Raw genomic sequence first — 15,193 nt, forward strand, 5'->3', positions numbered from 1 at the left:
GATCAACAGGTTGAGGAAACGGAGACCGAGCCCGAGGAGTACCAGCGTGCTGGCCATCTGGATCGACACCGCGATCCGTGCCCCCTGCGAATCCGCTGCGATGTCACCGAAACCCGTTGTCGTGAACACTGTCAGACAGAAATACAGCGCGTCGACGCGGGTGAGTTGCGCGTTGAAGCTCCCCGGATCGTATTCGGAGAAGAGGAAGTAGGTGGCGGCGAAGGCGGTGACGTAGAACGTCGCCAGGGCCACGAGCATCTCCATCGCGGTCGCGACCGGATGAACGGAGCGGGCGAACCTGTGCACCTCCCACAGGCAGAACGCGGTCAGAAGCCCGGCGCCCACCGTCATTCCGAGAATGTTGAGATCGCTCGCCTTGTTGATCGGTAGCAGGAAGTAGCCGATCAGCAACACGACCGCGGCACCGATGGGTCGAAGCAGCGCCACGGTCAGGTCGCGGCCCTTCGCGATGGTCACCGGTGGCGGCGCCCCCGGTGCCGGGGCGCCGTCGGGCACGCCGCCGTCGGCACCGGATGCGTCGTTCACCAGATCCGGACCCGCTGGTCCTGCTCGAGATACAGTGCGTCCCCGGGCTTCACGTCGAAGGCCTCGTAGAAGGCGTCCATGTTCCGCACGACACCGTTGCAGCGGAACTCCGGCGGCGAGTGCGGGTCGATGGACAGGCGGCGGATCGCCTCGGCGTCGCGGGTCTTGGTGCGCCAGATCTGCGCCCAGCTGAAGAACACGCGCTGGGTCCCCGTGAGCCCGTCGATGACCGGCGGTTCGGTGCCCTCCGTCGCGATCTCGTACGCCACGAGTGCGATCGAGAGTCCGCCGAGGTCGCCGATGTTCTCGCCGATGGTGAAGTCGCCGTTGACCTTGTGCTCCGGGTCGAGGCCCGTCGGGGTGAACTCGCCGTACTGGTCGATGAGCTTGCGTGTACGGGAGGAGAACTCGGTGCGGTCGGTGTCGGTCCACCAGTCGACGAGGTTGCCGTCGCCGTCGTACTTCGCGCCCTGATCATCGAAGCCGTGCCCGATCTCGTGACCGATGACCGCGCCGATACCGCCGTAGTTGACCGCGTCGTCGGCCTCGGGGTCGAAGAACGGGGGCTGCAGGATGGCGGCCGGGAAGACGATCTCGTTCATGCCCGGGTTGTAGTAGGCGTTGACCGTCTGCGGGGTCATGAACCACTCGTCGTGGTCGACCGGTCCGCCGATCTTGGCGAACTCGCGGTCCTGCTCGAACGACGAAGCGCGCGCGACGTTCCCGATGAGATCGCCACGGTCGACGCTCAGCGCGCTGTAGTCGCGCCACTTGGCCGGGTAGCCGATCTTGGGGGTGAACTTCTCGAGCTTGGCGAGCGCCTTCTCCCGGGTGTCCGGGGTCATCCACGGGAGTTCGGAGATGTTGCGGCGGTAGGCCTTCACCAGGTTGGCGATCAGCTCGTCCATGCGCGCCTTCGCCTCTGGCGGGAAGTGCTTGGCCACATAGAGTTTGCCGACCGCGAAGCCCATCGCGCCCTCGACGAACCCGACGCCGCGCTTCCAGCGGTCGCGGATGGTCTCCGCGCCGGTCAGCGTGCGGCCGTAGAAGTCGAAACTCTCGTCGACGAAGTCCGACGACAGGTACGACGCGGCGGAGCGGAGCAGTCGCCACGTCAGCCAGGTCTTCCACTCGTCGAGCGAACGAGAGGTGATCAGCGCCGACGCCCCCGACACGAAGGAGGGTTGCGCGACGACGACCTCGGCGAAGGTCGGGTCGCCGGTGGTGCCCAGTCCGCCCAGCCACTCGCCGATCGGGAAACCGTCAGCGGCGGAGGAGAACTCGTCCAGCGTCATCAGGTTGTAGGTGAGTTCGGCGTCGCGGCGCTTCACCACGTCCCAGTGCTCGGCCGCGATGGCGGTCTCGAGGTCGAGGATGGTGGCGGCGCGGGCGGCCGCGTCGTCGAAGCCGGCGAGGGCGAACATCCGCTCCACATGTGCCACGTAGGCGGTGCGGGTCTCCGCGTGCTTGTCCTCGCGGTAATACGACTCGTCGGGAAGGCCCAGTCCGGACTGGGTGACGTGCACCAGGTAGCGGTCGGACTTCTTGGCGTCGGTGTCGACGTAGTAGCCGAACAGTCCGCCGGCGCCGTGGCGCTGGAGCCGCCCGATGCGCCGGGCGAGTGCGTCCACCGAATCGATGGCGGCGATCTTCTCGAGCTCGCCGGTGATCGGGCCGATGCCGAGCGCCTCGATGTGGTCGGTGTCCATGAACGAGGCGTAGAGGTCGCCGATCTTCTGCGCGTCGGAGCCGCTCGCGGGGCTCGACTCTGCACACTCGGTGATGATGTCGCGGACGTTCTCCTCGGAGTTGTCGCGCAGCACGTGGAACGCTCCGTCGACCGAACGGTCGTCGGGGATGACGTGCGACTCCAACCACTTGCCGTTGACGTGGGCGAACAGATCGTCCTGGATGCGGACGGAATCGTCGACCCACTCGAGGTCGAGTCCGGACTTGAGATCGGTATTCGAAGCAGTCACGCGCTCCATCCTGTCACCGGATCGGCGATCCGTCAGCAGCGTTCGGTACCGGCGAAATCACGCGAGGTCCCGGTGAGGTCCCTACGGTGGATCCATGGTGGGAGAAACCAGCTACGACGTCGTCGTGATCGGCGGCGGGCCGGTCGGCGAGAACGCCGCCGACTATGCGATACGGGGCAGCGATCGCACCGCTGCGATCGTCGAACACGAACTGATGGGCGGGGAGTGTTCCTACTGGGCCTGCATGCCGTCCAAGGCGCTGCTCGGACCCGGGAACGCGCTCGGCGAGGCGCGGGCGCTGGGCGGGTCCCGGGAACGGGCGTCGGCGTCGAACCCGCAACCCTCCGGCGTACTCGAGTGGCGCGACACCGTCACCGGCCGTCTCGACAACAGCAGCACCACCCACGACGACACCGGTCAGGTGCGATGGGCCAACGGTGCCGGCATCGAGGTGATCCGCGGCCACGGCCGGATCGTCGGGGAGAAACAGGTCCAGGTCGGTGACCGGCTCCTGACCGCCCGCGAGGCGGTGGTCGTCGCCACCGGGAGTGCCGCATCCGTCCCACCGATCCCGGGATTGCGCGAGGCGCTGCCGTGGACCTCGCGCGACGCGACCAACATCCTCGACATCCCGGAACGGGTGGTGGTGCTCGGCGGTGGGGTCGTGGCCTGCGAGGCCGCGACGTGGCTGCTCGACCTGGGGGTGCGCAGTCTCGTGATGGCGATCCGTGGAGACCGGCTGCTGCCGAAGATGGAACCCTTTGTCGGAGAACGGGTTGCCGACGCGCTGCGGGAACGCGGCGCCGACATCCGCTTCGGGACGACGATCGAATCCGTCGAGAGGTCCGACGCCGCGGCCACCGGATACGGACGACTCCACGGCGGCCCGGCGGTCGTCCGGCTCACCGGCGACGGGGCCGGCGAGGTCACCGTCGACGAGATCCTCGTCGCTGCGGGAAGGACGCCTGCGACAACCGATCTGGGTCTCGACTCGGTGGGATTGGAGGCCAAGGGGCCGCTCCGGGTCGATGATCACCTCACCGTGCCGGGCCATCCTTGGCTCTACTCGGCCGGGGATGTGAACGGCCGCAACGCGTTGACCCACATGGGCAAGTACCAGGCGCGGGTCGCCGGCGACGTCATCGCCGCGCGGGCCGAGGGTCGGGAGCTCGACGGCCCGCGGTACGTCGCGAGTTCCGACCATGCTGCGGTGCCACAGGTGGTGTTCACCCGACCGGAGATCTCGTCGGTGGGGCTCACCCGACAGCAGGCGGCCGAGGCCGGCATCGACGTGCGCGTCGCCGAGGGCGCGATCTCGGTGGCCGGGTCGTACCTGCTGGGGCCCGACTACTCGGGGTACGCATCGCTGGTGGTCGACGCCGCGAGGGACGTTCTCGTCGGTGCGACCTTCGTCGGCTCGCAGACCGGTGAACTCGTGCACTCGGCGACGGTCGCGATCGTCGGCGAGGTGCCGCTGTCACGGTTGTGGCACGCGGTCCCGTCGTATCCGACGGTCAGTGAGGTGTGGCTGCGGCTGCTCGATCAGCTGCGCTGACCTGCGCAGAACCGCGACCTACCACTCGGAGACGGCGCTTCTGCATCCCGGTCGCGGCGCTGGCTGCTGAGTGGTGGTCTGACCACTTGACCACCTGTCCGACTGTGGTTACGGTCACAGGTATGCCCTTCCAGCCGGTGACCCAGCAGAGCGCGCCCGAGATCGTCTTCGACCAGATCGTCGAAGGTGTGCTGTCCGGCGATCTGGCCGCCGGTGAGGCGCTGCCCAGTGAGCGGGAACTGGCGCGAATGCTGGGGGTCTCCCGGCCGACGGTCCGCGAGGCGCTCAAGCGGGTTGCGGCGTCGGGGCTCGTCACCATTCGGCAGGGCGACGGGGCGCGGGTCCAGGACATCGCCCGGACGGGCGGCCTCGACCTCCTGCCGCGTCTGCTCATCCGCGGCGGTGCGCTCGTGCCGAGTGTCGCGCGGTCGATCGTCGAGGCGCGTGCCGTCGTCGGCCCGGAGGTCGCCCGCCTCGCGGCGCAGCGTGCCTCCGACGATCACCTGGTCGCGATCCGATCGGTCCTCGACCGTCTCGCCGTGGAGCCCGAACCCGTCGGTCAGCAGGTCGCTGCGCTGGAGTTCTGGAGCGCCGTCATCGACGCAGCCGACTCGATCGCCTTCCGGCTCATGTACAACTCGCTGCGCGCCGCCTATGAGCCCGCGGTCCCCGCTCTCGCCGGGGTGCTGGAGCCCGAGGTCGGGAACATCGAAGGCTACCGCGCACTCGTCGACACCATCGCTGCACACGATCCCGAACGTGCCGAGGTCGCGGCCCGCGCTCTGCTCGAACCCGCGACGTCGGCACTGCTCGCGCTGTGTGAGGCGCTCGAGGAAGCAGAAACCACACCGGGGGAGGGACACTGATGTCCGCAGACGAGATCGACATCCGGGCACGCCGACAGGTGGCGACCGAGGAGCGGAGAATGCGATCGCGGCACTCGATGTCGTTGCGCGATGCATTCGCCGAGTTCATTCGACATCCGTCGCCGTGGATCATGGCGGCCTTCCTCGCCACCGCGCTGGTGGCAAGGATGTGGCTGGGCGGCTGGGGTCTCGCCGACCTGCTCGTCCCGGTGGTCATGGTCGCGAGCTTCCCGCTGGTGGAGTGGCTGATCCACGTGTTCGTCCTGCACTGGCGCCCCAAGCGACTGGGCCCGGTCACCATCGACCCGCTGGTCGCGCGCAAACATCGTGAGCATCATCGTGACCCCCGCGACATCCCCCTCATCTTCATCCCGTGGCAGGTGCTGATCGCGGTCGTGATCGCCGCCGTCATCGTCGGGTTGTTCGTCTTCGCCAGCGTCGAGCGCGGGCTGACCTTCCTGGTCGTGCTCCCGGCGATCGGGCTGGTCTACGAGTGGACGCACTACCTGATCCACTCCGACTACCGGCCACGGCATGCGTTCTACCGCCGGCTCTGGCGCAACCATCGGTTCCACCACTACCGCAACGAGCACTACTGGTTCGCGGTCACCACGGCCGGAACCGTCGACCGTTTGCTGCGGACCGACCCCGACCCCGGCACCGTCGAGAAGTCGCCGACCGCGAAGGATCTGCACGCGTTGTCGCGAAGGGACTAGCGGAGCTCAGGAACCCCCGAGCCCCGTTGCCATCGACCAGACCAGGATCTCGGCGCCGGCGTCGGACGTGACCGACATCAGTTCGGCGTCGACGGCGCGCACGGCGTCCCCGGCACGCAAGGCTGCGGGCTCCGCGTCGACGGTGGCCTGAGCCCGGCCCTCGACGACGAAAAGCAGCGTGAAGCGGGCAGTCGGGATCTCGGACTTCCCGCCGGGGCTCAACCGCACGGCGTAGAGGGTGGCGCCGGCGTTGGCGATCGAGATCGCGGCCCCGCGGCCGGGGTCACCGGAAGCGACGGGGACCAGCTCGCCGGCGGCCAACCGAGCGGCGACGTCGGCCTGGTCGTAGGACGGCTCGAGGCCGTGGCGGTCGGGCATCAACCACATCTGGACGTAGTGCACCGGCTGGGTTCCCGAACCGGCCAGGTCCGGCCACGCGTCGTTGCGCTCGGAGTGTTCGACCCCGGTCCCGGCGCTCATCCGTTGCACCAGACCCGGATAGAGCACGCCCGCGTGCCCGGCCGAATCCCGGTGCACGAGCGACCCGGACACCACCCAGGTGACGATCTCGCTCTCCTGATGGTGGTGGAGGTCGAAACCCTCGCCGGGTGCCACCTCCTCGTCGTTGAACGCGAGGAGGGCGCCGAAATGGGTGTTGTCGGGATCGTAGTGGTCGCCGAAGGAGAACCCGTGCCGCGAAGTGAGCCAGTCGGTCGTCGTGACCATACGATCGTCGCCGGGGATCACCGTGAAAGCCATGGGTCCATCATCGCAGTCGGTCGACTCCGCCTTCGGTCGAGATCGCCGCGGTTTCGTGAACGAAACCACACCCGGTCGTCGGCTGTGGTGTGAAGATTGCAGGACGAGACGCGTTCGTGACCGGCTTGATTCCCGAATGGAAGCTGAGAGCGTCGATTTCGAGTGTTACAAGAGTGAAAATTGTCGTCATGAAGATCTGGGTCAAGCGCGCAACGTCCGCCGCTTGTGCCGCGGTCACCTGTGCCGTCGTCGTGAGCTCCTGTTCGCTCACCGGAACGTCGAACTCCGGTGCCGCCGCCGCCATCGATGCTTTCGCCACCGCGCTGAGCCGCCAGGACGCCGGCGGTGCCGCGCAGTTCACGACTGCCCCTGGTCAAGCCGGTGACAGTCTGACCACGACGCTGAAAGAGATGTCGGCACAACGGATCGACGTCGACATCGAGAAACCCGTCGAGTACAGCGACGGCACCGCGACCTTCGCCCTGACCACCAAGTGGAACTGGGACAAGGGACGGGTCTACGAGGCGAACAGCGAGGGAACCGCACGGAAGCTGTCGTCGGGCTGGAAGGTCACCTGGGATCCGGCGATCCTGCATCCGGGACTCGGCGCCGGCGGACACCTCCGCGAGATCCGGACCGACGCGACGCCCGCGCCGTCGGTGCGCAGCCGGTCGGGCAAGGTCTTCATGTACCTCCAGCCGGTCAACGAAATCGTCATCGACCCTGCACAAACCCGCGATCTGGCCGCGACGACCCGTGCGCTGGCCGGGGTCATCGCGCCGATCGCCCCGCTGATCACCCCCGCGGTCATCAGCGAGAAGCTGGCCGAGGCGCCCGGCAAGCCGGTCATCGCCGTGACCCTGCGCGATCCGGACATGCAGGTTCTCGCCGGTGATCCCGCCCGCGTGCCCGGGGTGAGCGTGAACCGCACCGACCAGCTCGTCATGGCCGACCGTCGTCTGTCGTCGCCGCTCGAGGACGGCCTGACCAACTACTGGCAGGCGATCCGCGACGCCACCGCCGGCTGGCAGGTCGAGATGGTCAATCCCGGCCTCCGGCCCCGCCGTCTCGCCGGTGAGCAGGGACCGCCCGGACCCGACGTGCTGTCGACTGTCGACCAGGGTGTTCAGCTGACCCTGGGCGACGCCGCGGTCGAGGTCGGGCAGCCTGCCACGATCCTCACCCTCGACGCCCAGAGCGGAGCGATCCTCGGCATGGCGCAGAACACCTACGCCGCCGAACGCAACATCGAGATCGATCGGGCGTACCCGGTCGGCTCGACGCTGAACCCGGTTTTCGACGAGGTCGGCCGCGTCTCCGGCGCACAACCCGAGCAGGCGGAGACGCTCCTCGACCGCCTGGGCCTCGGCGTGCAGTTCACCGTCCCCGGTGCCAGCGTCCCGACACCAGGACAACCCGGTATCGCGACCATCGGCTTCCGTCCGGGCCAGACCAACATGTCGATGACCAACATGGGTGCGCTCGGCGTCGCCCTGGCACGGGCCGCCGCGGGTCAGCCGTCGTCGGTGCCGCCGTTCGTCCTCAAGAACGTGCCCACCAAGGTCGCCGGCGGTGAACTCGGAGGCCTCGACCCTGCTCTGGTCGGTCCGATCCTGCGGGCGATGACCACCACCGCGACCACCGGCGATGCGAGCGACCTGACCCGTGCTCCCGGCTTGAAGGCGCTGGTCGGGACCAACGGTCCCGAGGGGCCGGGCTGGTTCGTCGGCATCCAGGGTGGGCAGGTCGTCGTGATCTACACCGAGGGTCCGAAGTCGGGTACCGCGGCGCTCCAGGTGGCGCAGAAGTACTTCACGATCAAGTAGGCGCGAACGACCTCCACGACGGCCGCGGGGGAGGTCGTACGAAGAGTCAGCGGGCGGCGGCGCGCCGGCCCAGGTAGGCGAACACCGCGCGCCACCCGAGCAGGAACAGGGCCAGCGTCACGGTCGCGACGATGACGAAGCTGACCGCCACACCCTGGCTGAGGATGAAGCGCAGGATCATCGCGACGGTCACGGTGCAGAACCAGATGACGATGCCGACCGGCACGACGCGGTCGGGCCGGAAGTCGTGGCCGAAGAAGTCGCTGGAGCGCACATGGGCGTACACGTAGGTGATCGACCAGCCGGCCGCACAGCCGACCAGGAACGGCCACAGTGTGTGCAGGAAGGCGACCGGGGCGTACCCCTCTTCGTGGCTGGCCCGGCCGATCGCCACGAAGATCGTGATGGCCACCGCGTCGAACAGGGCGGCCATCGGCCCGGTCGCGGTTCCCCGCACCGGTGAGGTCCCCTCCTCGGTGGGGTTCGGGATCGACATGGTGGATTACCGTACCGGGTCCGGCGGCGGATCAGTGTCGGAACCTTGACCGGGTTCCATGCCCGAGGACTCCTGGTGCGCAGCCGCGTCGACGTCGCGTTCCACCTCGTCGATGAAGGTGTCGTCGCGCCGGATCCGGTTGCGGAACATGATCGCGATGACGACCCAGCCGACCACCGCGACGAAGACGTAGCTGATGATGCGGTAGATCAGGACGGCGGTGATGGCGTCGGCGGCGGGCATGCCGGCACTGGTCAGGGCGGGGACCAGCACGGCGTCGACGACGCCGATACCGCCCGGGAGCAGCGGGATCGCCGTGCCGACGGCCTTGCCGGCCGCGTACGCGACCATCAGTCCCGCGATACTCGGGTGTGCGTCGACGGCCCAGCAGGCGAACATCAGGCAGGCGACGTCGGCGACCCAGTTGAACAGGCTCCAACCGAACGCGATCGACGTGTCGCGTTTGGTGAGCTGCACGGCCCGGAGCTGTTCCAGCAGTTCGAAGAGCTTCTCGGTGCCGTGGTCGTCGGGCTTGTTGCGGAGCTGGTTGATCCACCCCAGCACCCGGATCCCGGTGCTCTTCAGAGACTCGGGGTGGCTGGCGAGGTACTGCAGGACGATGGCGACGGCGAGCAGCCCGGCCACCGAGAAGACGACCGAGAACGGACTCGTCTTGGCGCCGGCGAGCATCGCGCCGCCGAAACCGAGAACCGCGAGTCCGACGCCTGCGAGCAGACCCGACATCACGACCTGCCACGACGCGACGACCGGCGTCGCGCCCCACTTGCGGGTCTCGCGGTAGGTGAAGGCCGGCGCCAGCACCTGGCCGCCCGGCATGGTTTGGCTCAGCGAGTTGGCGGCGAGGATGACCGACAGCGACTTCCACTGCGTCACCCGGACGCCGGCCGAGCGCAACAATGCCCGCTGGACCTGCGCGAAGCTGTCCATCGACAGCATCGCGGCCACGACACACGCGAACACCCAGTGCCATTTGATGTTGTCGATGCGCAGCCAGGCCTTCTTCAACTCGGGCCAGATCAGCACGATCTCGACACCGAGGATCACCAGGACGACGGCAAGGAGGACCCAGCGCACCCACCAGAAGCGGGGGCGGGTGGCGGGGCGTGCGGTCACATCCCCTGGTGAGCCAACATCCTCCGACATAGGTGACACCCTAGGCCAGGGTGCGCTCCCGCATGTCCACCACCGTCCGCTGACCGGACTGTCTACTGTTGCTCTCGTGAGCGAAGCCGAACCGGCCGGTCGGCCGCACGTAGCCCCCGACCTCGCGTCCATCGACCGTGCCAGGGTCCACCCGCAGGTGCGGGCCGCCGCCGAATGGGCGTGGCGACTGCTCCTGCTCCTCGTCGCCGCCTACGTCGCCGCGAAGCTCTTCGTGGAGTTCGAAGAGGTGCTGGTCCCGGTCGCGCTGGCGATCCTGGTGGCGGCGATGCTCGTACCCGCGGTCGACGCCCTCGACCGTCGCGGGGTACCGAGGTCGCTGGCGGTGCTGCTCAACATCCTCCTGGCGCTGGGCTTCATCGCCGGGGTGATGACGTTCGTGGTGCGCGAGTTCATGCGGGGTGTGCCGCAGCTGGTCGAAGAGGTCAGCGACACGGTCGAGCGCACCAAGCAGTGGCTGATCGAGGGGCCGCTCGATCTCGATCCGGAGCAGGTGCGTAACGCCGGCTCGGACGTCGTGAACTTTCTGCAGCACAACCAGGATCGCGTCACCAGCGGCGCACTCGCGACCGCGACCACCGCGAGCGAGATCATCACCGGTGCACTGTTGACCCTCTTCCTCCTCATCTTCTTCCTCTACGGCGGGGCGGAGATCTGGCGGTTCTCCACCGGTCTCGTGCCGTCGGGGAGTCGTGACCGGGTGTGGCGAGCGGGGATCGCCGGGTTCGGGACGCTCGTCGGATACGTGCGGGCGACGGTCGCCGTGGCCTTCGTCGACGCCTGCGGTATCGGTGTCGGCCTGGCCATCCTGCAGGTGCCACTCGCGCTTCCGCTGGCATCGCTGGTGTTCCTCGGTGCCTTCATCCCGATCGTCGGTGCGCTGTTGAGCGGTTCATTGGCGGTGCTGGTCGCCCTGATCACCCAGGGGTGGATCGCGGCCGTGGTCGCACTCGCGATCGTGGTCGGCGTGATGCAGCTGGAAAGTCATGTGCTGCAGCCGTTCCTGCTCGGTCGTTCGGTGCGGTTGCATCCGGTGGCCGTGGTTCTCGGCATCGCCGCGGGCCTGGTCTCGGCCGGGATCATCGGCGGCCTGCTGGCCGTGCCGCTGATCGCCTTCCTCAACACCGCGATACGTCACCTCAAGGGCACGGCCGACGCCGAGCGCGACACCGAGGTCCACCCCGGCGGATATGTCGCCGAACCCAACGAACCCATGTGGGACACCGCCGATCCCGACGCGACCGCGGAGGCCGTGGGCGAGGGAGGGACGAAACCGCACGCAGCGACCCCGCCGCAGCGCGACCCCGAGACAGGCCCGCAGGACCCCGGGACGTCATGAGCGCACAGCCGTCGACGCGGTGGGTCGCGCAGATGCGGGACACGGAGGCGGGGCGGCTGGCCCGCGCCGTCGACGTCGATCCGGTCGGCCCACTGTGGCGTGGTGCGCAGATCTTCCGGGTGCTGTCCTATCTCTACGCACTCGGCTTCCAGATGGCGATCAACGACGACCTCCAACATCGGGCCGTCGCGTGGGCACTCTTCGGTCTGCTGACCGTCTGGACAGCGGTCAGCGGGATCGGATACTTCGTCGGGTTCGCCCGTAACCGCTACTGGGTGACCGCCGAAGTGTTGTTGGTCTGCGGCCTGATGCTGTCCACCTCCTATGTGGCCGACGCCGAGTGGGCGTGGAACAACCAGACCTGGCCGACGACGCTGTGGGCCACCAACGCGGTCATCTCGGTCGCGATCCTGGCGGGGCCGGTCGGCGGGATCGTCACCGGCCTCGTCGTCGGCGGGACGAGCACGTTCGTCAAGGGCGAGCTGAACCTGAACTTCGGGCGCAACGCCACGATCATCGTGATCGTCGCCACCGGGATGGCGGTGGGCCTCGCAGCGGCGAATGCCCGACACTCCCATGAGAAGCTCTCGGCCGCAGCGCGAATCGCGGCGGCCGCGGAGGAACGCGAACGCCTGTCTCGCGAGGTGCACGACGGAGTGTTGCAGGTGCTCGCACTCATCGCCCGACGCGGCCGTGAGATCGGCGGGCCCACCGCAGAATTGGCCTCACTGGCCGCCGAACAGGAACGCGCGCTACGCCGGTTGATCTCCGACGCCGGCGACGCGGGCTCCGAGTCCGTGCTCGACGGCGCGCGAGGAACCGGCGAACTCGACCTCGCGGCCGCCCTGCGGGACTTCGCCGACGACCGGGTCTCGGTGAGCGCGCCGGCCGACCCGGTTGCGGTACCCGCCCACATCGGGCAGGAGATCCGCGCCGCGGTGGTCAACGCCCTCGACAACACCCGCCATCACGCGGGGCCCGATGCGCGCGCCTACATCCTGGTGGAGGATCTGGGGGACGACGTGGTGGTCAGCGTGCGCGACGACGGTATCGGGATCAGTGCGGGCCGGCTGGCGCAAGCGGTGTCGCAAGGACGCCTCGGCGTGGCGAAATCCATTGTCGGACGGATCGAATCGCTGGGCGGGAGCGCTGTCCTCGACACCGAACCCGGTGGCGGGACCGAGTGGGAGTTCACGGTTCCGCGGCAGCCGCGCCGGCAGGGCTTCAGCGGGAGCAGTACTGAGGGCCGGCGGAACTGATGGGAGAAACGGATGGGCACGGGCGGATCGGAGGGCGGGGGCGTGGTGGACAGTGAGGCCGGAGGGTTGCGGATCATGGTCGTCGACGATCACCCGATCTGGCGTGATGCGGTCGCCCGCGACCTTGCCGACGAGGGATTCGACGTCGTCGCCACCGCCGACGGGGTGGCCAGCGCAGGCCGACGTGCTGCCGCGGTCACGCCGGACGTCGTGCTGATGGACATGCAGCTCCCCGACGGTTCGGGCGCCGATGCGACCGTGGCGGTGCTGGAGGTCTCGCCGCGAACCCGCATCCTCGTGCTGTCGGCCTCCGGGGAGCGCGACGACGTGCTCGAGGCCGTGAAGGCCGGTGCGAGTGGGTACCTCGTGAAGTCGTCGTCCCGCGAGGAGTTGGTGTCCGCGGTCCGCGCGACCGCCGATGGTCAGGCGGTCTTCACGCCCGGCCTCGCAGGACTCGTCCTCGGTGAGTACCGCCGGATGTCGCAGCAACCGGATGCCTCACCGGCGACGCCGGTCCTGACCGAGCGGGAGACGGAGGTGTTGCGTCTCGTGGCGAAAGGGCTGAGCGCCAAGCAGATTGCCCGACGGTTGTCCCTCAGTCATCGCACCGTCGAGAACCACGTCCAGGCCACGCTCCGGAAGCTGCAGTTGGGTAACCGGGTGGAACTGACCCGGTATGTCATCGAACACGGCCTGGAAGAGGACTGAGTCCACTTCCAGGCCGTGTGAACGAAAAACCCGGTGCCGGAGTCTATTCGGCAGTGGCGAGCACGCCCGGCGTGGTCGGCGTGGAAGGTTCCGCCTTCGGTGCGACGACCAGCAGCGTCGCCGCTGCACCGGCCAGCGCGATGCCGGCGAACAGGTAGAACGCCGTGCCCGAGGAGATCCCGGCGCCGATCAGCAGGCCGCCGATGACCGGACCGACGATCCCACCCAGCCGACCGAACCCGGCACACCAGGCGACGCCCGCGCCGCGCGCCTCGGTCGGGTAGAAGTTCGACACGAAACCGTAGATCAGCACCTGGGTTCCGATGGTGCCGGTGCCGGCAACCGCGACCGCGGCCAGCAGGATCGGTAGCGGCAGACCGAAGGTCAGGCACACGAGCGCGAAGGTCGCCAGACAGAACGAGGTCGCGACCACCTGCTGCGGGCCGCGGCGATCGGCGAGCCGGGCGGCGATCAGACCGCCGACGATCGCGCCGCCGTTGAGGACCAGCAGGAACGACAGCGATCCCTTCGCGTCGAATCCGTTGGCCTTCATGATCTGCGGGAGCCAGGTGTTGAGACCGTAGGTCAACAGCAGTCCGACGAAACTCATCATGCCCAGAAGCAGTGTGGGGACGGCGAACCGGCGCGTGGCGAGTGCGGCGAAGCCGAGCTTTCCGGGTACGGGTTCCGGCGCGACGCCGAGGTGACGTGCGCGCAGGTCCACCGGGATGCCGGTGCGCGTACTGATCTCACGGGCCTCTTCGTACCGTCCGCGTGCCGCGAGCCACTGTGGCGACTCGGGCATCTTCAACACAGCCAGCGGGAGCAGCGTGACGAGGGGCAGCGCGCCGATCCAGAACAGGCCGCGCCACCCGATGTGGTCGGCGAGCAGCATCGCCAGCACCGAGGCGAGGACACCGCCCGCCGGGACCCCGCTGTAGACGACGGCGTTGAACAGGTTCCGCTTGGAGGTCGGCGCGAACTCCGCGACCATCGCACCCGCGGTCGCGACCAGGCCGCCGATGCCGATGCCGGTGAGACAGCGCAGGACGCCGAAGGAGACGAGGTCGGTCGCGAGGGCGGTGGCCGCCATGCCGATCGAGAACCAGACGATGTTGAACAACATCATCCGGCGCCGGCCGACCCGGTCGCCGAACGCGCCGGCGACCAGGGCGCCGATCATCACGCCGATGAGGGCGTACGAACCGAGAGCGCCGGCGGTCGCCGGGGTCAGCTCGCCAAGTTGTCCCGGGTCGTCGAGCAACGTGGGCAGGACCGTGCCGTAGACGACCAGGTCGTAGCCGTCGAAGACGATCGCGACGGCTGCGAGGGTGACGATCCAGAGCACGCTGCGGCGATGCTCCGGGGACGTCCAGGTGGAAGAGTTCATGCGGGCTGTACCTCCAGCGTTTGTGGGCTGGAAGTCATCCTGCGCGGGGTGTGTGCGCAGTCACATCAGGGCAATACCCAGTCCTGGCCAAGCCGCGATTGATGAACATCGGCGCCGGATTTATAACGAGAACGGCCGGTGGAGGCGAACCCCCACCGGCCGTCGAGTGCACTTGTCCGTGACTATTTCTCCGAGCGGCTGCGCTTCAGCAGCTCCTGCACGCTGATCTGGGCGTCGTCACCGGTCTCGTCCGAGCGGGCGTGCCGGTCGGACCGTGGGCGGCGACGACCCGAGTCGGCGTCCGCGGACCGCGGGCCGACGGGTCCGGTTCCCGGGCGGGGCGTGGCCGCCGGGGTGGCGTCCGGACTCAGTCCCCGCTCCATCGGAGACGGTCCCGAGGTCCGGCGACCACGGGTCGTCGGCGTCGAGTTCTCCGGCGACACCGAAGCGGCCAGCGGTCGACGGCCCGCGTCGTCGAGGCTCGGGCGTCGACCCAGTGGGGACCGCGCACCCGCGTCACGCGCAGGTGCGTCGGTCGGCGCAGACGTACGGACCGGCGGCGCCGGCGGGGG

The 15,193-nt window shown here is 68.7% G+C and carries 13 protein-coding genes and 1 pseudogene; 7 read left to right on the forward strand and 7 right to left on the reverse strand.

All coding sequences use genetic code 11. The annotated features are described in order from the left end of the window. Together GONAM_RS21085 and GONAM_RS21090 are read right to left on the reverse strand one after the other, a co-directional pair. On the reverse strand, window positions 1-546 hold a 546-nt coding region (locus tag GONAM_RS21085; protein ID WP_006868783.1), incomplete at its 3' end, for a potassium channel family protein. After that, the gene (locus GONAM_RS21090; protein WP_006868784.1) at window positions 543-2,534 is read right to left on the reverse strand and encodes a M13 family metallopeptidase; all 1,992 of its coding nucleotides are present in this window, start codon (window positions 2,532-2,534) and stop codon (window positions 543-545) included. The genes GONAM_RS21085 and GONAM_RS21090, both read right to left, overlap by 4 nt. Window positions 2,535-2,619: 85 nt before the next feature. Here GONAM_RS21090 and GONAM_RS21095 point away from each other — a divergent pair, with 85 nt between their 5' ends. The 3 genes from GONAM_RS21095 to GONAM_RS21105 all read left to right on the forward strand — a co-directional run bounded on the left by GONAM_RS21095 (window position 2,620) and on the right by GONAM_RS21105 (window position 5,662). Next, window positions 2,620-4,080 (forward strand): dihydrolipoyl dehydrogenase family protein, encoded by a 1,461-nt coding sequence (locus GONAM_RS21095; protein WP_006868785.1) that lies wholly within the window; start codon window positions 2,620-2,622, stop codon window positions 4,078-4,080. Window positions 4,081-4,202: 122 nt separating this feature from the next. Further along, entirely contained in the window at window positions 4,203-4,946 is a 744-nt protein-coding gene (locus GONAM_RS21100) for a FadR/GntR family transcriptional regulator (protein WP_006868786.1), read from the forward strand. After that, window positions 4,946-5,662 carry a sterol desaturase family protein gene (locus tag GONAM_RS21105; RefSeq protein ID WP_006868787.1) on the forward strand — a complete coding sequence of 239 codons (717 nt, stop codon included), beginning with the start codon at window positions 4,946-4,948 and terminating at the stop codon, window positions 5,660-5,662. Before GONAM_RS21100 ends, GONAM_RS21105 begins: the two co-directional genes overlap by 1 nt. Window positions 5,663-5,668: 6 nt before the next feature. Here the strand turns inward: GONAM_RS21105 and GONAM_RS21110 are convergent, their stop codons facing one another. After that, the gene (locus GONAM_RS21110) at window positions 5,669-6,421 is read right to left on the reverse strand and encodes a pirin family protein (RefSeq protein WP_006868788.1); all 753 of its coding nucleotides are present in this window, start codon (window positions 6,419-6,421) and stop codon (window positions 5,669-5,671) included. 188 nt (window positions 6,422-6,609) lie between these two features. Between GONAM_RS21110 and GONAM_RS21115 the strand changes: the two genes are divergently transcribed. Further along, a complete protein-coding gene (locus GONAM_RS21115) occupies window positions 6,610-8,247 on the forward strand; it encodes an NTF2-like N-terminal transpeptidase domain-containing protein (RefSeq protein WP_006868789.1) in 1,638 nt (545 codons plus the stop codon). A 46-nt stretch (window positions 8,248-8,293) separates the two neighbouring features. Here GONAM_RS21115 and GONAM_RS21120 read toward each other — a convergent pair whose 3' ends face one another. Both GONAM_RS21120 and GONAM_RS21125 read right to left on the reverse strand, forming a co-directional pair. After that, window positions 8,294-8,743, reverse strand: a complete 450-nt coding sequence (locus GONAM_RS21120; RefSeq protein ID WP_006868790.1) for a DUF3054 domain-containing protein — start codon at window positions 8,741-8,743, stop codon at window positions 8,294-8,296. Window positions 8,744-8,749: 6 nt separating this feature from the next. Next, complete coding sequence (locus GONAM_RS21125; protein ID WP_040537146.1) at window positions 8,750-9,907, reverse strand: lysylphosphatidylglycerol synthase transmembrane domain-containing protein; 1,158 nt, start codon at window positions 9,905-9,907, stop codon at window positions 8,750-8,752. Between the two features lie 76 nt (window positions 9,908-9,983). Between GONAM_RS21125 and GONAM_RS21130 the strand changes: the two genes are divergently transcribed. From GONAM_RS21130 to GONAM_RS21140, 3 genes are read left to right on the forward strand one after another with little or no spacing between them, the layout of a single operon-like run. Next, a complete protein-coding gene (locus GONAM_RS21130) occupies window positions 9,984-11,264 on the forward strand; it encodes an AI-2E family transporter (RefSeq protein WP_006868792.1) in 1,281 nt (426 codons plus the stop codon). Then, the gene (gene macS / locus GONAM_RS21135) at window positions 11,261-12,523 is read left to right on the forward strand and encodes a MacS family sensor histidine kinase (protein ID WP_006868793.1); all 1,263 of its coding nucleotides are present in this window, start codon (window positions 11,261-11,263) and stop codon (window positions 12,521-12,523) included. Before GONAM_RS21130 ends, macS begins: the two co-directional genes overlap by 4 nt. 12 nt (window positions 12,524-12,535) lie before the next feature. Continuing rightward, on the forward strand, window positions 12,536-13,231 hold the full coding sequence (locus GONAM_RS21140; RefSeq protein ID WP_006868794.1) for a response regulator: 696 nt from the start codon (window positions 12,536-12,538) through the stop codon (window positions 13,229-13,231). A gap of 43 nt (window positions 13,232-13,274) precedes the next feature. On the opposite strand, the gene GONAM_RS21145 is transcribed toward GONAM_RS21140, so the two are convergent. Both GONAM_RS21145 and GONAM_RS22530 read right to left on the reverse strand, forming a co-directional pair. After that, window positions 13,275-14,621, reverse strand: coding sequence for an MFS transporter (locus tag GONAM_RS21145; protein ID WP_006868795.1), 1,347 nt, complete (start codon window positions 14,619-14,621; stop codon window positions 13,275-13,277). A gap of 182 nt (window positions 14,622-14,803) precedes the next feature. After that, window positions 14,804-15,193 (reverse strand): annotated as a pseudogene (locus tag GONAM_RS22530) (MMPL family transporter); the annotation flags it as partial.

It is taken from the genome of Gordonia namibiensis NBRC 108229 (genome assembly GCF_000298235.1).
Taxonomy (GTDB): Bacteria; Actinomycetota; Actinomycetes; order Mycobacteriales; family Mycobacteriaceae; genus Gordonia; species Gordonia namibiensis.